The organism is Janthinobacterium sp. Ant5-2-1 (genome assembly GCF_001445815.1).
Lineage (GTDB): Bacteria > Pseudomonadota > Gammaproteobacteria > Burkholderiales > Burkholderiaceae_D > Janthinobacterium > Janthinobacterium lividum_E.
In genome coordinates this window covers 1-23,095 of sequence record NZ_LNCE01000033.1, presented here as the reverse complement: position 1 = coordinate 23,095, position 23,095 = coordinate 1, and the positions used below count along the sequence as shown (strand labels likewise).

General features: G+C 61.8%; 20 protein-coding genes and 1 tRNA gene. 14 read left to right on the top strand and 7 right to left on the bottom strand.

What is annotated here, in order from left to right; translation table 11 throughout:
* The first annotated feature begins 153 nt into the window (after positions 1–153).
* Genes hemC through ASN89_RS11670 form a run of 4 tightly spaced genes read left to right on the top strand, consistent with a single transcriptional unit; the run spans position 154 to position 4,279 of the window.
* A complete protein-coding gene (gene hemC / locus ASN89_RS11685; RefSeq protein ID WP_082654532.1) occupies positions 154–1,158 on the top strand; it encodes a hydroxymethylbilane synthase in 1,005 nt (334 codons plus the stop codon).
* Entirely contained in the window at positions 1,151–1,933 is a 783-nt protein-coding gene (locus ASN89_RS11680) for a uroporphyrinogen-III synthase (RefSeq protein WP_058049432.1), read from the top strand. The genes hemC and ASN89_RS11680 overlap by 8 nt, the downstream gene beginning before the upstream one ends.
* Complete coding sequence (locus ASN89_RS11675; protein ID WP_058049383.1) at positions 1,930–3,078, top strand: uroporphyrinogen-III C-methyltransferase; 1,149 nt, start codon at positions 1,930–1,932, stop codon at positions 3,076–3,078. Before ASN89_RS11680 ends, ASN89_RS11675 begins: the two co-directional genes overlap by 4 nt.
* A gap of 4 nt (positions 3,079–3,082) precedes the next feature.
* Positions 3,083–4,279, top strand: coding sequence for a heme biosynthesis protein HemY (locus tag ASN89_RS11670; RefSeq protein ID WP_046682490.1), 1,197 nt, complete (start codon positions 3,083–3,085; stop codon positions 4,277–4,279).
* Positions 4,280–4,344: 65 nt separating this feature from the next.
* Here ASN89_RS11670 and ASN89_RS11665 read toward each other — a convergent pair whose 3' ends face one another.
* Positions 4,345–6,780: a membrane-bound PQQ-dependent dehydrogenase, glucose/quinate/shikimate family gene (locus ASN89_RS11665; protein ID WP_058049382.1), complete on the bottom strand. Its 2,436-nt coding sequence runs from the start codon at positions 6,778–6,780 to the stop codon at positions 4,345–4,347.
* Between the two features lie 611 nt (positions 6,781–7,391).
* On the opposite strand from ASN89_RS11665, the gene ppa reads away from it, so the two are divergent.
* Positions 7,392–7,934, top strand: coding sequence for an inorganic diphosphatase (gene ppa, locus ASN89_RS11660; protein WP_034786159.1), 543 nt, complete (start codon positions 7,392–7,394; stop codon positions 7,932–7,934).
* 51 nt (positions 7,935–7,985) lie between these two features.
* Here ppa and ASN89_RS11655 read toward each other — a convergent pair whose 3' ends face one another.
* A complete protein-coding gene (locus ASN89_RS11655; RefSeq protein WP_058049381.1) occupies positions 7,986–9,119 on the bottom strand; it encodes a GNAT family N-acetyltransferase in 1,134 nt (377 codons plus the stop codon).
* Between the two features lie 91 nt (positions 9,120–9,210).
* Here ASN89_RS11655 and ASN89_RS11650 point away from each other — a divergent pair, with 91 nt between their 5' ends.
* Together ASN89_RS11650 and ASN89_RS11645 are read left to right on the top strand one after the other, a co-directional pair.
* Complete coding sequence (locus ASN89_RS11650; protein WP_058049380.1) at positions 9,211–10,827, top strand: NAD+ synthase; 1,617 nt, start codon at positions 9,211–9,213, stop codon at positions 10,825–10,827.
* A 41-nt stretch (positions 10,828–10,868) separates the two neighbouring features.
* Positions 10,869–11,207: a P-II family nitrogen regulator gene (locus tag ASN89_RS11645; protein ID WP_034758685.1), complete on the top strand. Its 339-nt coding sequence runs from the start codon at positions 10,869–10,871 to the stop codon at positions 11,205–11,207.
* A gap of 143 nt (positions 11,208–11,350) precedes the next feature.
* Here ASN89_RS11645 and ASN89_RS11640 read toward each other — a convergent pair whose 3' ends face one another.
* From ASN89_RS11640 to trxB, 3 genes are all read right to left on the bottom strand, one after another.
* Positions 11,351–11,980, bottom strand: coding sequence for a trimeric intracellular cation channel family protein (locus tag ASN89_RS11640; RefSeq protein WP_034758680.1), 630 nt, complete (start codon positions 11,978–11,980; stop codon positions 11,351–11,353).
* Positions 11,981–12,103: 123 nt separating this feature from the next.
* Entirely contained in the window at positions 12,104–12,778 is a 675-nt protein-coding gene (locus ASN89_RS11635) for a Smr/MutS family protein (RefSeq protein WP_058049379.1), read from the bottom strand.
* 7 nt (positions 12,779–12,785) lie between these two features.
* Positions 12,786–13,739: a thioredoxin-disulfide reductase gene (trxB, locus tag ASN89_RS11630; RefSeq protein ID WP_034758671.1), complete on the bottom strand. Its 954-nt coding sequence runs from the start codon at positions 13,737–13,739 to the stop codon at positions 12,786–12,788.
* 215 nt (positions 13,740–13,954) lie between these two features.
* Here trxB and ASN89_RS11625 point away from each other — a divergent pair, with 215 nt between their 5' ends.
* From ASN89_RS11625 to ASN89_RS11615, 3 genes are all read left to right on the top strand, one after another.
* Positions 13,955–16,315 (top strand): DNA translocase FtsK, encoded by a 2,361-nt coding sequence (locus ASN89_RS11625; protein ID WP_046682495.1) that lies wholly within the window; start codon positions 13,955–13,957, stop codon positions 16,313–16,315.
* 5 nt (positions 16,316–16,320) lie between these two features.
* Entirely contained in the window at positions 16,321–16,977 is a 657-nt protein-coding gene (lolA, locus tag ASN89_RS11620) for an outer membrane lipoprotein chaperone LolA (protein WP_046682496.1), read from the top strand.
* Positions 16,978–17,048: 71 nt separating this feature from the next.
* A complete protein-coding gene (locus ASN89_RS11615; RefSeq protein WP_058049378.1) occupies positions 17,049–18,356 on the top strand; it encodes a replication-associated recombination protein A in 1,308 nt (435 codons plus the stop codon).
* Between the two features lie 2 nt (positions 18,357–18,358).
* Here the strand turns inward: ASN89_RS11615 and ASN89_RS11610 are convergent, their stop codons facing one another.
* Both ASN89_RS11610 and ASN89_RS28990 read right to left on the bottom strand, forming a co-directional pair.
* Positions 18,359–19,096: an NAD-dependent epimerase/dehydratase family protein gene (locus ASN89_RS11610; RefSeq protein ID WP_046682498.1), complete on the bottom strand. Its 738-nt coding sequence runs from the start codon at positions 19,094–19,096 to the stop codon at positions 18,359–18,361.
* Positions 19,093–19,383: a DUF2917 domain-containing protein gene (locus ASN89_RS28990; RefSeq protein ID WP_052755530.1), complete on the bottom strand. Its 291-nt coding sequence runs from the start codon at positions 19,381–19,383 to the stop codon at positions 19,093–19,095. Before ASN89_RS28990 ends, ASN89_RS11610 begins: the two co-directional genes overlap by 4 nt.
* A gap of 180 nt (positions 19,384–19,563) precedes the next feature.
* Here ASN89_RS28990 and ASN89_RS11600 point away from each other — a divergent pair, with 180 nt between their 5' ends.
* The 4 genes from ASN89_RS11600 (at position 19,564) to ASN89_RS11585 (ending at position 22,942) form a co-directional block, all read left to right on the top strand.
* Positions 19,564–20,985 (top strand): PLP-dependent aminotransferase family protein, encoded by a 1,422-nt coding sequence (locus ASN89_RS11600; protein ID WP_046682542.1) that lies wholly within the window; start codon positions 19,564–19,566, stop codon positions 20,983–20,985.
* Positions 20,986–21,134: 149 nt separating this feature from the next.
* Positions 21,135–21,338, top strand: coding sequence for a hypothetical protein (locus ASN89_RS11595; RefSeq protein ID WP_058049377.1), 204 nt, complete (start codon positions 21,135–21,137; stop codon positions 21,336–21,338).
* Between the two features lie 147 nt (positions 21,339–21,485).
* Positions 21,486–22,775 (top strand): serine--tRNA ligase, encoded by a 1,290-nt coding sequence (gene serS / locus ASN89_RS11590; protein ID WP_058049376.1) that lies wholly within the window; start codon positions 21,486–21,488, stop codon positions 22,773–22,775.
* A 77-nt stretch (positions 22,776–22,852) separates the two neighbouring features.
* Positions 22,853–22,942: transfer RNA gene (locus tag ASN89_RS11585), tRNA-Ser, on the top strand.
* Positions 22,943–23,095 lie beyond the last annotated feature (153 nt).

The window sequence follows — 23,095 nt, the reverse complement described above, 5'->3', positions numbered from 1 at the left end:
GTGGTCTTCAACATGGACGCTAGCCTGACTTGGCCTTCTAGGCCAAGGGATAACGATTATAGCGACGCCGGCCACCATTCCGATACAAATTGATATCGGACGGGCGAATTGGCAACGATAATGACAACGACAGCCACAGCGAAAGAACTTGTTTTGAAAGCATCCGAATTGACCCCGAACGAATTGAATATTCCTGCCCGCCTGGTGATCGCCACGCGCGAGAGCCGTCTTGCCATGTGGCAAGCTGAACACGTGCGTGCGCGCCTGGCCGCCCTGTATCCGCAGTGTAGCGTTGAAATTCTCGGCATGACCACACGCGGCGACCAGATTCTGGACCGCGCCCTGTCCAAGGTAGGCGGCAAGGGCCTGTTCGTCAAGGAGCTGGAAGTGGCGATGGAAGAAGGCCGCGCCGACCTGGCCGTGCATTCGCTCAAGGACGTGCCGATGGAGTTGCCTGAAGGATTTTCCTTGGCCGCCATCCTCGAGCGCGAAGACCCGCGCGACGCGTTCGTGTCGAACGATTACGCCAGCCTGGCCGATCTGCCGCATGGCGCCGTCGTCGGCACCAGCAGCCTGCGCCGCCAGTCGCTGATCGCCGCCCGTTATCCGCACCTGACGATCCTGCCCCTGCGCGGCAACCTCGATACGCGTTTGGGCAAGCTGGACCGTGGCGATTACGCCGCCATCATCCTGGCCGCCGCCGGCCTGAAACGCCTGGGACTCGAATCGCGCATCCGCGCCGTGCTGGCGCCGGAAGACAGCCTGCCCGCCGCAGGCCAGGGCGCCATGGCGATCGAAATCCGCAGCGGGCGTGCGGACGGCGCCGACCTCGTGCGCCTGCTGGCGCCGCTGAACCACGCGGCCACGGCGCAAGCCGTCACGGCCGAGCGCAAGGTGTCGAAGATTTTCGGCGGCAGCTGCCAGATTCCGCTGGCCGCGTTCGCCACGGTCGAGGGCGAGCAGATGCGTTTGCGCGCCATGGTCGCCACGCCGGACGGCGCGCGCATGGCCAGCGCCGACGTCAGTGGCCCGGCCGCGGCGCCCGAACTGCTGGGCGAGCAAGTGGCCGAACTGCTGCGCGGGCAAGATGCCGCCGGCATCCTCGCCTCGTGCGCCGTCACGCCCGACAACCATGAAGGCCTGGCGCCGCATGCCTGACACCGTGGTGATCACGCGGCCCGCGCAACAAGCGGGGCCGCTGGCCGCCCACATCGCGGCGCTGGGCTTGCCCGTGCAACTGCTGCCGCTGCTGGAAATCCACGCGCTTGACGGCGAGGAAGAATGCGCGCACTTGCAAGCCGTGCTGGCGCGCCTGCGCGAGTTTGACCTGGTGGCCTTCGTTTCGCCCAACGCCATCGATTGCGTCTTTGCGCACTTGTCCGCCTGGCCGCCAGGTGTGCCGCTGGCCGTGGTGGGCGAGGGCAGCAAGATGGCATTGGCCGCGCATGGCGTCACGGACGCCAACGCTACCATCACCAGTCCGCTGGACACGGCGCGCAGCGATTCCGAACATCTGTTGCTGGCGCTGGACTTGCCGGCCTTGCGCGGCAAGCGCGTGCTGATCGTGCGCGGCGATGGCGGACGCGATTACCTGGCCGACGGCGTGCGCGCGGCCGGCGCCGAAGTCGAGTTCGTCACCGCCTACCGCCGCAAGGTGCCGACGCTGACGCCGGCCTTGCGGGCGACCCTGGAAAAGCTGTTGCAGCATAATAATGACTGGATCATCACCAGCTCGGAAGCGCTGCGCGGTTTGCTGGCGCTGCTGGGCGAAATGGATGTTGAAAAGACGGCTGTTGTGAAAATGCAACAGCAGCATCTGATCGTGCCGCACGCCCGCATTGCACAAACGGCGGCGGCCCTGGGTTTTGCCCGTGTCACCCTGACAGGATCAGGCGACGCAGGAGTGCTCGCCGCGTTACAATCACGACCATGAACGAAATGCCTACACTCTCCGAACCGAATGCAACGCCTGGCAGCGCCGTGAAGACGGCGCCGCAGGCGGCCGACCAACCTGCTGGCCGCGCGCCGACCTTGCTGGAACAGCTGCAAAAGCCCATGAGCATCGCCGTCATCGTGCTGGCCGTGCTGCTGGCTGCGCAAAGCTGGTCGACCAGCAAGCAGATCCGCAACCTGCGCGAAGAAGTGGCCAAGCGCCTGCAAAAGGGCGATGTCAGCAATGCCGAAACGGGCGTGCTGGCGCGCAACGTGCAAGAAGGCACGAAAGAGCTGGAAATCAAGGTGGGCGCGCTGGAAAACCGCCAGAGCGAAACGCAAAGCCAGCAGCTGGCCCTGGAACAACTGTATAACGACTTGTCGAAGAACCGCGACGAGTGGGCGCTGACGGAAATCGAGCAAGTGCTGTCGACGGCCAGCCAGCAGCTGCAACTGGCCGGCAACGTGCCCGGCGCGCTGATCGCCCTGCAAAATGCGGACCGCAGCCTGTCGCGCTCGGACAAACCGCAATTCATCACCATCCGCCGCGCCATCGGGCGCGACATGGAAAAACTCAAGGCCCTGCCTAGCGTCGATTCGACGGGCGTAGCCCTGCGCCTCGACGCCGTGATCGCCCAGATCGATTCGCTTCCGATGCTGTCCGACGAAACGCCGGCCTTGCCGGCCGCGCCGGAAAAACCGGGCAAGGCCAAGCCCGTGCGCGATGCCGCCGGCAAGCTGGTGGGTCCGCCTGCGCCGGAACCGATGCTGCAAAAAGTACGCGACGGCTTCAATACCTGGAGCGGCGACATGTGGGCCGACGTGCGCCAGTTGATCCGTATCCGCCGCGTCGATACGCCGGAAGCGCTGATGCTGTCGCCGACGCAATCGTATTTCTTGCGCGAAAACGTCAAGCTGCGCCTGCTCAATGCCCGCATGGCCTTGTTGTCGCGCAATGAAACGGCTTTCCGTAACGACTTGATCGCTGCGCAGGATGCGCTGGCCAAGTATTTCGACACCCGTGCCAAGAGCACGCAGACGGCGCAAGCCCTGCTGCGCCAGGTGCAGGGCAGCAACCTGGCCATCGAAATGCCAACCTTGTCCGACAGCCTGACGGCTGTGCGCAACTACAAAGCGAAGTCCTGAGCCCATGCGTCTATTCCTCTGGTTACTCGCCCTGATGGCCGCGGCGATCGGTATCGCCGTGACGGCCCGTTTCAATCCCGGCAACGTGGTGCTGTTCTATCCGCCTTACCGCATCGATTTGTCGCTGAACTTCTTCCTGCTGCTGCAGGTCGTGCTGTTCGTGCTGCTGTACCTGCTGGTGCGCGCCGTGCGCGCCACCGTGCGCATGCCGGCGCAAGTGGCGGCCTACCGCCAGCGCAAGCGTGAGCGCGACGGCAACAAGGGCTTGCGCGAAGCCTTGAAAGCCCTGTTCGAAGGCCGTTTCGGTCATGCGGAAAAAGCCGCCTTGCGGGCCGCCGAGCTGGAAGAAAACGCCGGCCTGGCCGCGCTGATCGGCGCGCGCGCCGCGCACCGCATGCGCCAGTCCGAACGCCGCGACAGCTGGCTGTCCCGCGTCGAAGGCGACGCCAGCCTGAAGACGGCCCGCTTGATGACGGTGACGGAATTGCTGGTCGACGACCACCAGCCGGAAGCGGCCCTGGCCGCCGTGCGCGAACTCAATGCCAGCGGCACGCGCCATATCCACGCGCTGCAATGGTCGCTCAAGGCCGAGCAGCAGGCGAAGAACTGGCCGGAAGTGCTGCGCCTCGTGCGTTCGCTCGACAAGCACCGCGCCCTGCATCCGGCCCTGTCGTCGCGCCTGCGCGAACTGGCCTACGACCATTTGCTGTCCGACCAATCGCATGACGCCGAATCCCTGATGCGCGTGTGGTCCACCGTGCCCAGCAGCGACCGGGTCAAGCCGTATATCGCCTGCCGCGCCGCCACGGCCCTGAATGCGCGCGGTCTGCACGATGAAGCGCGCCTCGTGTGCGAAGAGTCGCTGGCCGCCGACTGGGACGAGCGCGTCGTGCGCGCCTACCGCGAAGCGGCGGCGCCAAGCGGCACGCCGGCCCTGCTGCTGCAGATCGAGCACTGCGAGCAATGGATGAAACAGCGTCCGCTGGATGCGGAACTGGCGCTGACCCTGGGCACCTTGTGCCTCAAGCAAAAACTGTGGGGCAAGGCCCAGCGTCACCTGGAGCAGGCCTTGTCGGATGCGAACGAGCCGCAAATGGTGCGCGACGCCCACCTGAAGCTGGCGCAGATGCACGACGCCTTGCAGCAGACGGAACAGGCTGCCGCCCATTACCGGCAGTGCGCGCTGGCGACCATCCTGTAGTTGTTTCTTCAGACGTAAAAAAGCCGTTCAGTGCAGACTGAACGGCTTTTTTTTGCGCTGCTACTTTACTTCTTCGGTACTGCTGCAGTGCCTTCCGGCAAGGCATACGCGACCAGGGTGTCGCTCATCTTCGTGCCCAGCGAACCGTGGCCGCCGGCCATGACGACGACGAACTGGCGTCCCGACTTGTTCGACACATAGCTCATCGGTGTAGCCTGGCCGCCGGCTGGCAAGCGGGCTTTCCAGATCACTTTGCCGTTGCTGACATCGTAGCCGCGGATGTAGTAGTCGAGCGTGCTGCTGAGGAAGGTCACGCCGCCACCCGTGGTGACCATGCCGCCCAGACTAGGGACGCCCAGTGGCAGCGGGATCGGCACGGGACCGCTGTCGCGCGTGGTGCCGTTCTTGTGCATCCACACTTTTTTCATGGTGCGCAGGTCGACGGCGGCCACATAGCCCCATGGCGGTGCCTGGCATGGGAAGCCCAGCGGCGACAGGAATGCCTTGATTTCCACGGCGAATGGTACGCCCGTCTGCGGCTGCAAGCCCATTTCGCCACCGGTGCCGCCCTTGGCCGTCGTTTCCGCGCGCGGCACGAGTTTTTCCAGGAAGCCCATGTAGTCAGGGTTGACGATCAACAACTGGCGCACGGGATCGATGGCCGCGCCACCCCATTCGAAGATACCCAATGGGCCCGGGGAAATGACGGCGCCCTTGCCAGCCGTTTGCGGCGTGAACGGGCCTTCATAGCGGCGCTCCTTGAAGATGATGCGGCAGGCGAGCTGGTCAAACGGCGTCGTGCCCCACATGTCCGCTTCGCTGATATTGCGTTCAGGCAAGAACGTCAGGGCCGAGAACGGCTGCGTGGGCGACAGGGTGTCGCCGGCGGCAGGATTGCTCGTCGGCACGGGTTTTTCCGGCGCCGGCACGACCAGGCTGCCATCGCGGCGGTCGATCACATAGATGTCGCCGCGCTTGGTGGTGGCCACGACGGACGGCACTTTGCCTTTCGGCGTGTCGATGTCGACCAGGCTAGGCTGGCCGCCGATATCCATATCCCAGATATCGTGGTGCACGGTCTGGTAGACCCAGCGCACTTTACCCGTTGCCAAGTCCAGCGCGACGATGGCGCTGTTGAATTTCTCGCCATTCTTGTTGCGGTTACCGCCCCAGGTATCGGGGGTTTCATTTCCCATCGGAATGTAGACCATGCCCAGCTTTTCATCGATGCTGGCCACGCCCCACGAGTTCGGCGAGTTGTTGGTGTAGTTCTTGCCTTCAGGGAAGGGCGCGGTATCTTCCGGCGTGGCCGGGTCCCAGTTCCACATCAGCTTGCCGGTGACGGGATCGTAGCCGCGGATCACGCCCGACGGCTCTTCCGTCGAATGGTTGTCCGTCACGCTGGCGGCGATCACGGCCATTTTCTGCGACACGGCTGGCGGCGAGGTTGGCATCAGGAAACCGCGCTTGATCATGGCCATGTTTTTATACAGGTTGACGACGCCGTTGTTGCCAAAGCTCTTGCACGACTCGCCCGTATCGGCGTTGACGGCGATCATGGTGCCGTCCATGGTGGGCGCCAGGATGCGGCGCGGGCATTCCATGCCGGCAGCTTCCGGTGCTGGATTGTTCTTGGCGCGGCCCGCGTTCACGTCCCAGTACGCCACGCCGCGGCAGATCATGTGCTGGTAGCTGGCCGCATCGCGGTTGATCTTCGGATCGTGGCGCCAGATTTCCTTGCCCGTGTCCGGGTTCAGGGCGATGACGATATTGTGCGGCGTGCACAAATACAGCATGTCATTGACCTTCAGCGGCGTGACTTCGTTGGCGATCTCGCCCGGGTCGTTCGGTCCCTTGAAGTCGCCCGTGTGGTAGGTCCAGGCTTCTTTCAGACCGGAAATATTGGCTGGCGTGATTTGCGCGGCAGGGGCATAGCGGTCGCCATAGCCGGAGCGGCCATACGCGGACCAGTCATTGTGCTCGACGCCGGGCGCCAGGTCGCCCGTGGCGGTGGCGGCCATGTTTTCGGCCGGCACGTCGCCATGCAGGTCATGGTAGTCCTGGAACAGGGCGATGACGCCGGCGATGACGGTCAGGGCCACGGCGGCGGAGAGCGCCGTCTTGCCCGCTTGTCCCTGTTTCGCCGCGGCGGCAGCGGGTGGTGCCAGGCGGCGGCTGACGAAGGGCAGCAGCAGCCAGACGGCGGCGGCAAACCAGATGTCCAGGCGCGGCAGCAGTTGCCACCAGTCGAATTTCACTTCAATGACGGACCAGATGAGGGTGGCGATCAGCAGCAGCGCCATGAACGGCTGCGCGCTGCGCTTGCCTTTGAAGACGAGCACGCCTGCGATCAGCATGCCTATGCCGGCCAGCAGGTAGTACCAGGAGCCGCCCAGAGAGGCCAGCCAGATGCCGCCGCCCAGCAGGGCGAGGCCGAACAGAATGAAAATAACGCCGGTGACCTTTAATAAAGGCCCGGGCCGGAAAGAGGGAATCATCATATTCCTTTTTGCAAGGATTTATCGGTGGCGCGTGGAAGCGCCATATTGAATCTAGCGCAGGCTTTGTTTGCAGAGTATGCGAAGTTTTGGAAACACCAGAATGTGACAGTTTATCAGAATTGATGATTGTCTTCTGGTCGCGCCATTTTTTGGAGGGGCCGCTATTTGAATCAATAAATGCTTCAAATAAACGCAAATATTATGCTGGAAGAGCATATTCACGGGCTGGAGGGTGTATTGACGCGGCTGCGTCCTCATGCGCAAGCATCGCGGAGAGAATAAGGGTGACGCTGTTGTTATAAGTGGCTGCATAAAATGCAATATTAAATATAATAACCATGTTTGTCGCATGGTGATATTGAAATGAAAATAGGTGGATATTGACGGTATTAACTCGGGACTGACCGTAGTAATGCTTAAGTGTTTCTACTTATTATTTTTGGTGGCCTGTTTATACTTCCGGTGGCAGGCTATGGGGTTCGGCGGACGGGGCGCGCCACTGTTGCTGGCAGGACGCGCAAAACGCCGGCGGGCTGCTGCTGCATCGCACAAGCGGCCTGTACTTCGCTATAATTGCGCGGTTAAAACACCACCCGCTAATGAGGAACCCCATGAGTTTGAATAACGTCTCTTCCGGCCGCGACCTGCCGAACGATTTCAACGTCGTCATCGAAATCCCGATGAATGCCGATCCGATCAAGTACGAAGTCGACAAGGAAAGCGGCGCGATCTTCGTCGATCGCTTCATGGGTACCGCCATGCATTACCCGTGCAACTACGGTTACGTGCCGAACACCCTGTCGCCGGACGGCGACCCGGTTGACGTGCTGGTCATCACCCCATTCCCGCTGATCCCTGGCGTAGTCGTGCGCTGCCGTCCTATCGGCGTGCTGAAAATGACCGACGAGTCGGGCGAAGACGCGAAAGTGCTGGCCGTGCCAGTCGACAAGGTCCTGTCGATCTACAGCCACTGGCAAAAGCCGGAAGACTTGAACGAACTGCGTCTGCGCCAGATCCAGCATTTCTTTGAGCACTACAAAGATCTGGAAAAAGGCAAATGGGTCAAGATCGACGGCTGGTATGGCCCGGAAGTGGCCAAGGAAGAAATCCTGAACGGCGTCGCTGCCTTCAAGACCGACGCCGCCAAAGCCTAAGAACACCCGGTAAAAAAACGCTCCCCGCCAGTCATGGCCGGGAGCGTTTTTTTATGCGCGAAAAGGACTGTGTTCGTTCAATTCATCGAGGTAGGCATCGATGCCGCCGCGTTCGCGTTCAAGGAATCGCTGCACGGCGTCGGCAAAGGCCGGGTGCGCCAGCCAGTGGGCGGACCACGTCTTTTGCGGCAGGAAGCCGCGCGCCATCTTGTGCTCGCCCTGGGCGCCCCCTTCGAAGGTGGCGATGCCGTTGGCGATGCAAAATTCCAGCGGCTGGTAGTACGCCGTCTCGAAATGCAGACAGGGCACGTGCTCGAGCGCGCCCCAGTAACGGCCGTACAGGGTGTCAGCCGTGTGGATCACCAGCGAGGCGGCAATGGCCCGTCCTTCGCGTTCGGCGATCACCAGGAGAATGTTCTGCGGCATGCTGGCGGCTATGCGCCGGAAGAAGTCCAGCGACAGATAGGGCGAGGAGCGGTGTTCCGCATAGGTATTGCTGTAGCAGCGGTGGAACAGCTGCCAGTCCGCGTCCGTGGCCTCCGTTCCGCGTACCTGGCGCATGGTGACGCCTGCTTCCCGCACCTTGCGCCGCTCGGCGCGGATATTCTTGCGCTTCTTGTGCTCCAGGGTGGCGAGGAATTGTTCGAAATCCGAGTAGCCGGGATTGAGCCAGTGAAACTGCACGCCACTACGCATCAGATAGCCAGCTTCCTCCAGCTGGCGCGCTTCGCTTTCCGGCGGGAACAGGATGTGGCAGGACGACACGTCGGCCGCTTGCTGCTGGGCTTGCAGGAATGCCAGCAGTGCGGCGCGCGCCTCGCCGTCGCGGGCCAGCAGGCGCGCGCCGCTCACAGGCGTGAATGGAATCGCGGACAGCAGTTTCGGGTAATATTCAAGGCCATGCTGCCGATAGGCGTCGGCCCAGGCCCAGTCGAACACGTATTCGCCATACGAGTGCATTTTGAGGTACAGGGGCAGGGCGGCGGCCAAGGATTCGCCTTGCCACAGCACCAGGTAATTCGGCTGCCAGCCCGTGTCCGCGCTGGCGCAGCCGGACTCGTGCAGCGCGTGCAAAAAGGCGTAGGAAAGGAAGGGATTGGCCTCCGCCTGGCTGGCCAGCAGTTCAGACCAGGCCGCTTCGCCAATTTCAGCCAGGGTAGTGACGATAGCCGTGCGATAATTCATTGTTGTAGTGTGCATTCATCACTCTCGGGGCGCCGCCATCGGCCTGCGCGCCCCTGTCTTGTTTAATAGAACGAAAATATCCATCATCATCATGACAGTCAAAGTCGCAATTGCTCAAATGAATAGTACGGTCGGCGATCTGGCCGGCAACCGTGCCAAGATCTTCGACCTTTCCCGCCGCGCCTTTGAAGCGGGCGCCGATATCGTGCTCACGCCGGAATTGTCGCTGGTCGGCTATCCACCCGAGGACTTATTACTGCGCAATGCATTCTACGCAAAAACGCAGGAAGCGTTTGCGGGACTGGCTGCCGACCTGGCCCAGTTCAAGGATTTGCACGTGGTGGTGGGTTTGCCCCTGCAAGACGAGAAGGGTGTGCGCCACAACGCCGCCTCCGTGTTGCTGAACGGCGAAGTGCTGGGCACCTACCGCAAGCACGATTTGCCGAACACCACCGTGTTCGATGAAAAGCGTTACTTCACGTCGTCGGACCAGGCTTTCGTGTTTGGCGTGAAGGGCGTGCGTTTCGGCATCAATATCTGCGAAGACACGTGGTTCGAGCATGCACCTGCGCGCGCCCGCGCGGCCGGCGCGCAAGTGCTGCTGGTGCCGAACGGCTCGCCCTACCACATGAACAAGCAGCATCTGCGTTATGAAACCATGCGCAGGAATGTCAGCGCGCAAGGCATGGCCCTCGTGTACGCCAATCTGGTCGGCGGCCAGGATGAACTGATTTTCGATGGCGACTCCTTCGTCATGGATGCGGCCGGCACGATGTGCGCCCAGCTGCGCCACTTCGAGGAAGACTTGCAGCTGGTCGAGTTCGACGGCGCCACGCCCGTGCCGCAGCCGCTGGCCGCGCCATTGACCACCGAGGCGCAGGTGTACCAGGCGCTGGTGCTGGGCGTGCGCGACTATATCGGCAAGAACGGCTTCCCTGGCGTGCTGATCGGCATGTCGGGCGGCGTCGATTCCGCCCTGACCCTGGCGATTGCCGTCGATGCGCTGGGCGCCGACAAGGTGCGCGCCGTCATGATGCCGTCGCAATTTACGGCCGATATCTCGTGGATCGATTCGCGCGACATGGTAAAACGCCTCAATGTGCGCTACGATGAAATTCCGATCAAGCAAACCTTCGACGCCTTCCGCGCTACCCTGGCTGACGAGTTCGCCGGACTGGCGGAAGACGCGACGGAAGAGAACATCCAGGCGCGCATCCGCGGCACCTTGCTGATGGCCCTGTCGAACAAGCATGGCAGCATCGTGCTGACGACGGGCAACAAGAGCGAGATGGCGGTTGGTTACTGCACCCTGTATGGCGACATGGCGGGCGGCTTTGCCGTGATCAAGGATATCGCCAAGACGCTCGTGTACCGGCTGTGCGCCTGGCGCAACAGCGTGTCGGACGTGATACCCGAGCGCATCCTGACGCGCGGACCGTCGGCCGAACTGCGCGCCGACCAGCTGGACCAGGATTCCTTGCCGCCATACGACGTGCTCGACGGCATCATGCAGCTGTACATGGAAGAAAACCGGCCGATCGCCGAGATTATCGAGGCTGGCTATCCGCCGGCCGATGTGGCTCGGGTCACGCGCCTGATCAAGATCAATGAGTACAAGCGGCGTCAGTCGCCGGTGGGCATCCGCGTCACGCACCGTGGCTTCGGCCGCGATTGGCGTTATCCGATTACGTCGAAGTTCTACGAATAAACAGCCATCTGTCCACAATCCAACAATTTTAAGGAGTAGCCATGAAACAGATTACCGCTATCATCAAACCATTCAAGCTCGACGAAGTACGTGAGGCCCTGGCCGACGTGAACGTGACGGGCTTGACCGTGACGGAAGTGAAGGGCTTTGGCCGCCAGAAGGGTCATACCGAGCTGTACCGTGGCGCCGAGTACGTGGTCGACTTCTTGCCGAAGGTCAAAGTGGAAGTGGTGGTGGACGACAGCGTGTCGGAACTGGTGGTCGACGCCATCATCAAGGCAGCCCGCACGGGCAAGATCGGCGATGGCAAGATTTTCGTGCGCGATGTGGAGCAGGTGATACGCATTCGTACCGGTGAGACGGGGCCGGACGCGGTGTAAGTCTGGGCTAACAATGTTGTCGGATTACGGTCCTCCGGACCTAATCCGACCTACCCGTAGCAACGTGTGTCATGCCGTAGGTCGGCTTAGCGCGCCAGCGCGTAAGCCGACATGCGCCGCCAACAACGTTGCCGCTTGACGCTTCAGCGCCCCAGCCGCATATCGAATTTCCAGCATATCAGGCGCAGAATCGTGATGCCGCTGGCGCTGGTCCACAGCGCGAAGTCGTGCTCGGCGCCGAAGTGCATCTGCAATAAATAAGCCCAGCAACCGAAGAACGCGCAGATCGCGTACGGTTTGCCGTCGCGAAATACCATCGGCACTTCGTTGCAGACGATGTCGCGCATCACGCCGCCAAAAATCCCCGTAATCACCCCCATCATCGATGCGATGAAAAGCGGCATGCCGGCGCGCGTCGCTTCGGCCACGCCCGCGATGGCGAACATGCCCAGGCCGATGGCGTCGGCAATGACGATCAGGCGTTCCGAGACGATCTGGCGCAAGTGCTGGATCAAGGGCGCGGCCGTCAGGGCCAGCACGAAGATGAGTATTGCGTATTCCTGGTGCGAAACCCAGAACAACGGTCGCTTGTCGAGCAGGATGTCGCGCAACGTCCCCCCGCCGAATGCCGTGATGAATGCCACGACGAACACGCCGACCAGGTCCATGCGCTTGCGGCGCGCTTCGATGAAGCCGGAAAACGCGCCCACCAGGATGGCGATGACCTCAATGATCTTGATCAGCGAGCCAGGCGGCAATTGGGGTGGCATCATGGGTGGAGCGCTTGAGCAGGAAATAATTGTCACAGGTTAACATGACACGGCCCCGAATGGTGACAAACGGGGCCGTGTGCGTGGGCTAACTTGTTACTGAATTGTAATTTCTTGCTGCGGTGCTCAGCGGGTGGGCTGCAGGGCGGAAGAAAGCAATACGACGAGGGCACCATCGCCCCCTTCGGAGCGACGCGCCTGGCAAAAGGCGATGACTTCATCCTTTTGCACGAGCCAGCTGTGCACCATCGATTTCAAGACCGGTTCCTGGCCTTTCGAGCCAAAACCCTTGCCGTGGATCACGCGCACGCAGCGCAGCTTGCGTCGCGTCGCCTGGTTCAAAAAGGCGCCGATGCCGTCGCGCGCCTCGTCGCGGCGCAAGCCGTGCAAGTCCAGCTCATCCTGGATGGGCCAGTGGCCCTTGCGCATCTTCTTGACCACGTCCGGTCCCACGCCGGGACGGGCGTAGTTCAGGGCCGGATCGTTTTCCAGGTAATGGTCGACTTCGAACAAGTCCGATAGCGATTCGCGCAGCACGGCCGCATCATCCTCTTCCGGAGACAACTTGCGCGCCGGCTGCTGGGCGCTGGCCGTACCCGTCTTGGGCAGACTGGGCACGTAGCGGTCCGACTCGGGCAAGCGCTTGACGCCGCCGATGCTGGCCTTGAACAGATTGCTCTCCACGGCCTGCACCTTGACCTGCTTGGCGCGCTCCGCTTCAGCCTGGGCGCGCGCATCCGCCTGCTCCTTGAGCTGCTTGCTGACCGCTTTCAGGTCGGCAAAGTCTTTCATCGACGCCATGCGACGCTTACTCCTGGCCTTCCAGGTAGCGCTGGGCGTCCAGTGCTGCCATGCAACCCGTGCCGGCGCTGGTAATGGCCTGGCGGTAGATGTGGTCTTGCACGTCGCCGGCCGCAAACACGCCCGGTGCGCTGGTGGCCGTGGCCATGCCTTCCAGACCCGTCTTGGTCTTGATGTAGCCGTTGTGCATGTCCAGCTGGCCTTCGAAGATGCCCGTGTTCGGCTTGTGGCCGATGGCGATGAAGACGCCATGCACGGAGAGCGCTTCGACCTTGCCGTCGATGGTCGACTTGATGTTCAGGCCCGTCACGCCGCCTTCGTTGCCCGTCACCTCGTCCAGAGTGTGGTTATATTTCAACACAATCTTGCCTTCGGCAACCTTGGCGTTCAGGCGGTCGATCAAAATCGCTTCCGCGCGGAACTTGTCGCGGCGGTGGATCAGCGTGACTTTATTGGCGATGTTCGACAGGTACAGCGCTTCTTCGACGGCCGTGTTGCCGCCGCCGACGACGGCCACTTCCTGGTTGCGGTAGAAGAAGCCATCGCAGGTGGCGCAGGCGGACACGCCCTTGCCCATGAATTCCGCTTCCGATGGCAGGCCCAGGTATTGCGCGGACGCGCCCGTGGCGATGATCAGGGTGTCGCACGTGTATTCGTGGCTGTCGCCCTTCAGGCGGATCGGCTTTTCATTGAGGAACGTGGTGTGGATGTGGTCAAACACGATTTCCGTATTGAAACGCTCGGCGTGCTGCAGCAAGCGCTGCATCAGGTCCGGGCCTTGCACGCCCATCGGGTCGCCGGGCCAGTTTTCCACGTCGGTGGTGGTCATCAACTGGCCGCCTTGTTCCACGCCGGTGACCAGCATCGGGTTCAGGTTGGCGCGGGCGGCGTAGACGGCGGCGCTGTAGCCGGCTGGGCCGGAGCCGAGGATCAAAACGCGGGCGTGTTTGGTAGTGGTCATGGGAAGCTTCTCTATGAGTGGGGTCTATCCGAATTGGGGGCATACGCGCGAAGAACAAGGGCGTATTGCGCTTGCGCAATCAATCCACGATTATAGACCAAGCCGCCTGTAGCGACGAATCGTGGGGCCGTCCGGGGCATATATGGCTTAGAATACTTCCTTATTATGGGAAATTCCCTTTCAGAAACATTTTTCACCTTGCAGCGCTTCCCAGAATGACTAAACCAGCCCAGGCCAATCAAAATAGCTACACCCGAAAACCGGTCGAACGCCGGCCCCTGCCCAACCGGCTGGTGCGGCTGCTGTCCGAGGCGCGCTGGTTCGCGCTGGCCGCGTTTGCCTTGTATTTCGTGCTGATCCTGGCCAGCTTCAACAAGCTCGATCCCGGCTGGTCGCACGCCACCAACGTCGACAAGGTGGCTAACCTGGGCGGCAAGCTCGGCGCGACCTTCTCCGACCTGTTGCTGTATATCTTCGGCTTTTCCGCCTGGTGGTGGTGCGTGTGGCTGCTGCGCACGGTGTGGCATGGCTATCGCCGCCTGAGCAAGCGCTTCCTGCTGGAAGAGGAAGAGGTGGAGCGCGAACACCATGTCGAGATGCTGATCCGCATCGTCGGCTTCTCCATCATGCTGATCGGCAGCATGGGCCTCGAATTCCTGCGCATGGCAAAAAGCCTGCACGTGCAGCTGCCGCGCGATCCGGGCGGCGTGTTGGGCCAGCTGGTCGGGCACTCGGCCCACGTGGCTTTTGGTTTTACTGGCGCGACCTTGCTGCTGTTGCTGCTGTTCGGCCTGGGCTTTTCCCTGTTCTTCCACGTGTCGTGGCTGCAAGTGGCCGAACGCATCGGCGGCGCCATCGAAGACGCCTTCAACTGGTTCGTGCTGCGTTACCAGGACCGCGAAGACCGCCGCCAGGGCGAAGTGGCCGCCGTGCGCCGCGACGAAGTGGTGGTCATCGAACGGGCCAAGCATGTAGAAAAACATGTGGCCGCGCCGCCCGTGAAGATCGAGCCGCAGGTGGTGACCGTGGTGAAATCGGAGCGCGTGGAAAAGGAACGCCAGGCCCATTTGTTCGAGAACCTGGGCGATGGCAAGCTGCCGCCGCTGTCGCTGCTCGATGAAGCGCCGCCCGTGGTGGAAACGGTGTCCGTGGAAACGCTGGAATTTACGAGCCGCCTGATCGAAAAGAAATTGTCCGACTTTGGCGTGGATGCCAAGGTAGTGGCCGCTTACCCCGGCCCCGTTGTCACGCGCTATGAAATCGAGCCGGCCACGGGCGTGAAGGGTAGCCAGATCGTCGGCCTGGCGCGCGACCTGGCCCGTTCGCTGTCCTTGACTTCCATTCGCGTGGTGGAAACCATTCCTGGCAAGAATTACATGGCGCTGGAGCTGCCGAACAGCAAGCGCCAGATCGTGCGCCTGACGGAAATCCTCGGCTCCAAGGTCTACAACGATGGCGTGTCGAGCCTGACGATTGCGCTGGGCAAGGATATCGCGGGCAAGCCCGTCGTGGCCGACCTGGCGAAGATGCCCCACTTGCTGGTGGCCGGTACCACCGGTTCCGGTAAATCGGTCGGCATCAATGCAACGATTCTGTCGCTGCTGTACAAATCCGACCCGCTCGACGTACGCCTGATTTTGATCGATCCGAAGATGCTGGAAATGTCCGTCTACGAAGGCATTCCGCACTTGCTGGCGCCCGTCGTGACCGACATGCGCCAGGCCGGCCATGCGCTGAACTGGGCCGTCAATGAGATGGAACGCCGTTACAAGCTGATGAGCAAGATGGGCGTGCGTAACCTGGCCGGCTACAACGCCAAGATTGCCGACGCGAAAAAGCGCGAAGAACACATCCCGAATCCGTTCAGCCTGACGCCGGATTCGCCGGAGCCGCTGGAAAAACTGCCGACCATCGTCATCATCATCGACGAGCTGGCCGACTTGATGATGGTGGTGGGTAAAAAAGTCGAGGAATTGATCGCGCGTATCGCGCAAAAGGCGCGCGCTGCCGGCTTGCACTTGATTCTGGCCACGCAGCGCCCATCTGTAGACGTAATCACGGGCTTGATCAAGGCAAATATTCCGACGCGGATCGCTTTCCAGGTATCGTCGAAGATCGACTCGCGCACCATTCTCGACCAGATGGGCGCGGAAACCCTGCTGGGCATGGGCGACATGCTGTACATGCCGCCAGGCACAGGCTTGCCGATGCGCGTGCACGGCGCGTTCGTGTCCGATGAAGAAGTCCACAGAGTCGTCAGCCATCTGAAGCTGCAGGGCGAACCGAATTACATCGAGGGCATCCTCGAAGGCGGCACCCTGGAAGGCGATGGCGCCGAGGGCGGCGCGCCGGGCGAGGGTGGCGGCGAGGCCGATGCCCTGTACGACCAGGCGGTGGCGGTGGTGCTGAAAAACCGCCGCGCCTCGATTTCGCTGGTGCAGCGTCATTTGCGCATCGGCTACAACCGCGCCGCCCGTCTGCTCGAGCAGATGGAGCAGAGCGGGGTGGTATCAACCATGCAATCCAATGGCAACCGGGAAATCCTGGTGCCTGCGGCCAGTAGTGAACAAGGGTAAACAGAATGAAGAACACGACTTTCGCAGCAAAAATGATGATCGGCGCGGCCAGCGTTGCCTGCAGCCTGCTGTTCGCGGCCAGCGCCTCGGCCAGCGCGCTGGAGCAATTCAAGAGTTTTGCGGCCGGCACCAAGTCGGCCAAGGGCGAGTTCGTGCAGCGCCAGGTCAAGAAGGCGGACGCCAGCGGCAAGGCGAAAGTGTCGACGCCAGCCAGCGGCACGTTCGAGTTTGCGCGTCCGGGCAAGTTCATCTGGACCTATCTGAAGCCGTATGAGCAACTGCTGCAGGCGGACGGCGACAAGCTGTATATCTACGACAAGGACTTGAGCCAGGTGACGGTCAAGAAACTGGGCGACGCGCTCGGTTCCTCGCCAGCGGCGATTTTGTTCGGCAGCAACGACCTGGAAAAGAATTTCACCCTGGCCGAAGCCGGTACGCGCGATGGCCTGGAATGGCTGAAAGCGACACCGAAAGCCAAGGACACGACGTTCGACGAAATCACCATCGGCTTGCGCAACGGCGTGCCGGAAGCGATGGAATTGCGCGACTCGTTCGGCCAGACGTCGGTGCTGGCGTTCAAGAACTTCCAGAAGAATCCTGCGCTGGCCGCGAACCATTTCAAATTCGTGATGCCAAAAGGCGCGGACGTCATTAATAACTGATTGTTGACGTCTTGCTGTTGACCAGCCTCGCAGCAATGCGGGGCTTTTGCATTCTTATTAGGTAACTCATTATGGCGGATCTCTTTTCCACCGCACCGCGCCAGCCCTTGGCCGAAGCCTTGCGGCCGAGCACCCTGAACGAAGTCATCGGCCAGACGCATCTGTTGGGCGTGGGCAAGCCGCTGCGCCTCGCGTTCGAGGCGGGCAAGGCCCATTCAATGATCTTGTGGGGGCCGCCCGGCGTGGGCAAGACGACCCTGGCGCGCCTGATGGCGAACGCGTTCGACAGCGAGTTCATCGCCCTGTCGGCCGTGTTTGCGGGCGTAAAAGATATCCGCGCGGCCATGGACCAGGCACGCCACAGCCTCGACCAGTTCGGCAAGCACACCTTGCTGTTCGTCGACGAGATCCACAGGTTTAACAAGTCGCAGCAGGACGCCTTGCTGCCGTTCGTCGAATCGGGCCTGGTGACGTTTATTGGCGCGACGACGGAAAACCCCAGCTTTGAAGTGAATTCGGCGCTGCTGTCGCGCGCCCAAGTGTATGTATTGAAATCGCTCAACGAAGACGAGATGAAACAGTTGCTGGCCAAGGCGCAATCCACGGCCCTGACGCACCTGACCTTCGACGAGGCGGCCGCCGACACCCTGATCGGCTATGCGGATGGCGATGCGCGCCGCTTTTTGAACTTGCTGGAACAGGCCGAGACGGCCGCCAGCTCGACGGGCACGACCAAGATCGACGCGGCCTTCGTCGACAATGCGCTGACCTTGAACTCGCGCCGCTTCGACAAGGGTGGCGACAATTTCTATGACCAGATTTCCGCCCTGCACAAGTCCGTGCGCGGATCGAACCCGGACGCGGCCCTGTACTGGTTTTGCCGCATGATCGATGGCGGCGCGGACCCCCGCTATCTGTCGCGGCGCATCGTGCGCATGGCCTGGGAAGACATCGGCCTGGCCGATCCGCGCGCCTTGACCATGGTCAATGATGCGGCGGAAACGTATGAACGGCTCGGTTCGCCCGAAGGCGAGCTGGCGCTGGGACAGGCCGTGATCTACCTGGCGATCGCCGCGAAAAGCAATGCCGGCTACAACGCGTTCAATACGGCCATGGCGTTCGTGAAGAAAGACAAGTCGAAGGAAGTGCCCGTGCACTTGCGTAATGCGCCGACGAAGCTGATGAAGGAACTCGGTTACGGCCACGCCTACCGCTACGCGCACGACGAGCCCGATGCGTATGCGGCCGGTGAAACCTATTTTCCGGACGGCATGGCCGAACCGGGCTGGTACCAGCCCGTGCCGCGCGGCCTGGAAAGCAAGATAGCCGATAAATTGGCGTGGCTGCGCGAGCTGGACAGAAAAGCAGGGAAGGGCTGAGGCTACAGTCCCAGGAGGGTAAAACCGTCATCCTGCGGCGCATAGCCCACCAGCTGGCGCGTCGCGGCAATCGACAGCCGCTTGTAGCGGTTGTCCGACACCCCATGCACGACGTGGTAGCCGGCTGGCACGTCCGCCGTCACGCAGCGGGCCAGCAGTTGCACCACGTCGCGTTCGCTGATGAAGGCGGCGATGTCGCGCGCGCTGTGTTGCTGGCCTTGTTCAAACTGCGCCACATTGGCGATGCGCACGGCGATCGTCGTCATGCCATGCTGGTGCGCAAAGGCCGAGGCCACGCCTTCGCCAAACGCCTTGCTGGCGCCATACATGTTGGCGGGCCGGGCCGGCATGTGCTCTTGCACTTGCACGTCGAGCGGATAGCCTTCGATGGCTTGCGCGCTGCTGGCAAGCACGACTCTTTTCACTCCCTGTTCCTGTGCCGCGCGGAAGATATTGTGCGTGCCGACAATGTTCGGCTGCAGCAATTGCGCATCGAAATCGGCGCTGGCGTGCGGCACGCCGGCCAGGTGCAGCACCACATCGATATCGGCACAGGCGGCCAGGCAGGCGGCATAGTCGGCCACGTCAAGCTGAATGGATGGGCAGGGCGCTTCGGCCAGCTTGCCTGTGTGCAGGTCGGCCAGGCGCAGGGAGAATTCCCCGTGCCGGCTCTTCCAGAAAGCGGTGCCGATGATGCCGGCGGCGCCCGTGACGAGGACGCGCAGTAGAGTTTGTGTCATGTATTCCTTATGATCAGTGTGTGGGGCCGTGCCAGGTTCAGCCAGCGCAGCAGGGCAGGTCGGGGGGCGGCTGTGCCATGCACACGGATGTGTCCGCTACCCACGGCTTCGACCAGCACCAGGCCGTCATTCGGTATCGTATAGCGTTCGCCGCTGCGCAGCACGCAATCCTCGAACTGGGCGTAGGCCGTGATCCACGCCGTGCCGGACAGGCATTCGATGACCCTGGCGTGCGCTTTTTCCAGGCGCAAAGGCCGTTCGCTGCGTAATTCGTGGTCGGTATGCATGGCATCGCTCCTGTTGTGCTGACAGGAACAGCTTAGGCCCTTGCGGTGAACCATGACAGATGCAGGAAAACGAAATTGTGATGCATACAGTGTCCCTTGTCGTACACTGTGCTTGTCAAAAAACTCGGCAACTGTATCTGTGCCGGCCACGTGCGCCAGCCGCATACTGAAGGGATGAACATGAGCGCGCATTTGAATCTGTACGAGCACCTGGCCAACGAGCTGGGCGCCTTGATCGACTCGCGCGTGTTCGCGCCCGGCGACCGCCTGCCGTCGATCCGCCACCTGGCGCAGCAAAAGCGCATCTCCGTCAGCACCGTGATGCAAGCCTTGCGCCTGATGGAAGACCGGGGGCAGGTCGATGCGCGGCCCCAGTCCGGCTATTTCGTGCGCCACCGCGCGCCGCGCCGGCCGTGCAGCGCCGACGCCCAGCATTTGAAGGAGCCGGCCTTTGTCGGCATCAATAATCTGTTGATGCGCGTGCTGAAGGAAAACGAGGCGCCCGATATCGTGCAGCTGGGCACGGCCTGGCCGCCCGACGAGATATTACCCATCAAACGCATGCAGCGCACCATCAGCGCCGTGGCGCGGCGCGAGCCCGCTTTATTGAGCAAGGTCAGCTGTTACGACGTCAGCGAAAGCAATTTTTTGCGCCAGGTGACGCGCCGGGCGCTGGACTGGGGCAAGCTGGACCCGCACGAGATCGTCGTGACGAATTCCTGCACGGAGGCGATCAGCCTGTGCCTGCGCGCCGTCGCCAAGCCCGGCGACACGATTGCCATCGAGTCTGCCACGTATTTCGTGCTGCTGCAGATGATCGAAAGCCTGGGCATGAAGGCGCTGGAAATTCCCACCGACCCGAAGACGGGGCCGTCGCTCGATGCGCTCGAGCTGGCCCTGCGCGCCGGCCTCGTGCAAGCGTGTTTGTTCGTGCCGAACGCAAATAACCCGCTCGGTTGCGTCATGCCGGAGGAAAACAAGAAGCGGCTGGCGGGGCTGCTGTCGGAATTCAATATTCCGCTGGTGGAAGACGATGTATATGGCGACCTGTGCTTTGCGCCGCAGCGGCCGTGGCCCGTGAAAGCCTACGACACGAGCGGCAACGTGTTGCTGTGCTCCTCATTTTCCAAGGCCATCACGCCCGCGTCCCGTGTCGGTTACGTGCTGGCCGGGCGCTTCGCGCAGGAAGTGGCTTTGCTGAAAACCGTGTCGAGCGGCGCCACCAGCCATTTCTTCCAGGCCGTGCTGGCCGATTTTCTGGAGGGCAGCAGCTACGACCAGCAACTGCGCAAGATGCGACGCACCCTGGTGCAGCGCATCGCCCGCATGTCCGACGCCGTGGCGGCCAGCTTTCCGGCGGATTGCATGCTGTCCGAGCCGCAGGGCGGTTTCGTGCTGTGGGTGCAGATGCCGCCGCAAATCGATGCGCTGGCCCTGCATGGCCCTGCCATCGCGGACGGCGTGGCGTATATGCCGGGCCAGCTGTTCTCGGCCTCGGGCAAGTTCGGCAATTATCTGCGCCTCAATTGTGGCAATGCGTGGACGCCGCGCATCGAGCAGGCTATCAGCCGCCTTGGTCGCCTCGTCAAGGACGCCTTGTAACTATTCTGCGCGCTTCAGTCCCCGTTTTTCACCGTTCGCTCCCTGTTTTTCGCCGCTGGTCGCAAGCCGGTGGCCTTGTTTGTGGCCGTTGGCTAAAGTACCACCATACCAGCAGCAGTCAACGAAACAAACCAACCAGGAGTCACATCATGAACGCACTGAAAAACATGGAAATCACCTTTGTCGCCGCCGCCATCATCGCCATCGGCGCCAGCTTCGCCACCGCCGGCGCGAGTACCGTGGAAGTGAGCGCCAGCAGCACCGTGATCGCCCAGGCTGCCGACAGCACGATGCCTGTCGTCACCGTCAGCGCCCGTCGCTTGAGCGCCGCCGAAAAAGCCGCCTTTATCTAAGTATTAAACTAAGCAGTCGCCGCAAAGCGGGCGCGAGTGCCCGGCCATACCGCCATGACGATGGCCAGCCATGTGCAAAACTCCTAAAGAACTGAACGGGTCTTGGTACAATGAGTGCTTTCGATACATCGGCACCGCCATCCACCCATGATAGATATCCAACTTCTCCGTAAAGACATCGCCACCGTCGCAGAACGCCTGGCGACGCGCAAATTCCAGCTCGACGTGGCAGGTTTCAATGCCCTCGAAGCCGAACGCAAGGCGATCCAGACGCGCACCGAAGAGCTGCAGGGCAAGCGCAATGCGCTGTCCAAGCAAATCGGCATGTTGAAAGGCAAGGGGGAAGACACCTCGGCCGTGATGGCGCAAGTGGCCGGCCTGGGCGATGAATTGAAAGCCGACGAAGCGGCCTTGAGCGTGGTGCAAGCCAAGCTGAGCGACTTCATCATGGCCGTGCCGAATTTGCCGCATGAATCGTCGCCGCTGGGCACGGACGAGTCGGGCAACGTGGAAGTGCGCAAGGTCGGCACGCCGCGGACTTTTGACTTTGAAGTCAAGGATCACGTCGACGTGGGCGGCCCGCTGGGCCTCGACTTCGAAGTGGCCACCAAGCTGACCGGTTCGCGTTTCTCCGTCATGAAGGGCGGCATCGCCCGCCTGCACCGCGCGCTGGCGCAGTTCATGCTCAACACGCACGTGGACGAGCATGGCTATACGGAATGCTATACCCCTTACATGGTCAACGCCGATTCGCTACGCGGCACGGGCCAGCTGCCGAAATTCGAAGCCGATCTGTTCTCGGTGAAAAAAGGCGGCGCGGAAGGCGAGGGCGAGACCTTCTACCTGATCCCGACGTCGGAAGTGTCGCTGACGAATATCGCCCGCGATGAAATCCTCGCGCTCGACCAACTGCCGCTGAAAATGACGGCGCACACGCCATGCTTCCGTTCGGAAGCGGGCAGCTATGGCCGCGACACGCGCGGCATGATCCGCCAGCACCAGTTCGATAAAGTCGAAATGGTGCAAGTGGTGCATCCGGACACCTCGTACCAGGTGCTCGATGAAATGGTCGGCCATGCGGAAGCCATCTTGCAACGCCTGGGCCTGCCATACCGTGTGATGTCGCTGTGCACGGGTGACATGGGTTTCGGCGCCACCAAGACCTTCGACCTGGAGGTGTGGCTGCCGGCGCAAAACACTTACCGCGAAATTTCGTCGCTGTCGAACTGCGAAGCCTTCCAGTCCCGCCGCATGCAGGCGCGTTTCCGCAACGCCGCCGGCAAGCCGGAACTGGCGCACACCCTGAACGGCTCCGGCCTGGCAGTGGGCCGCACCCTGGTGGCCGTGCTGGAAAACTACCAGCAGGCAGACGGCAGCGTCGAGATCCCGGCCGTGCTGCGCCCGTACATGGGCGGTCTGACGCATCTGAAGGCCTAAAATAGTCCTTTTCTTTTCGCCGCGGGCTGCTATAATCTTGCCTTCTCGCAGCAATGCGGGGAAAGACCGCAGCAAATGGAGAGGTGGCAGAGTGGTCGAATGTACTTGACTCGAAATCAAGCGTACGTTAAATCGTACCGTGGGTTCGAATCCCACCCTCTCCGCCAGAACAAATAGAGAAAGCTCCCGAAAGGGAGCTTTTTTTATTTGTGGCGGCGGAAAGGAGTACGCCCCCTGCGGGGCGTACGCGTGGGATTCGAAGCACCGCGCATACTTGCGCGGGGCTCTCCGAATCGTCCAACTAGGTTTTGATTTACTTG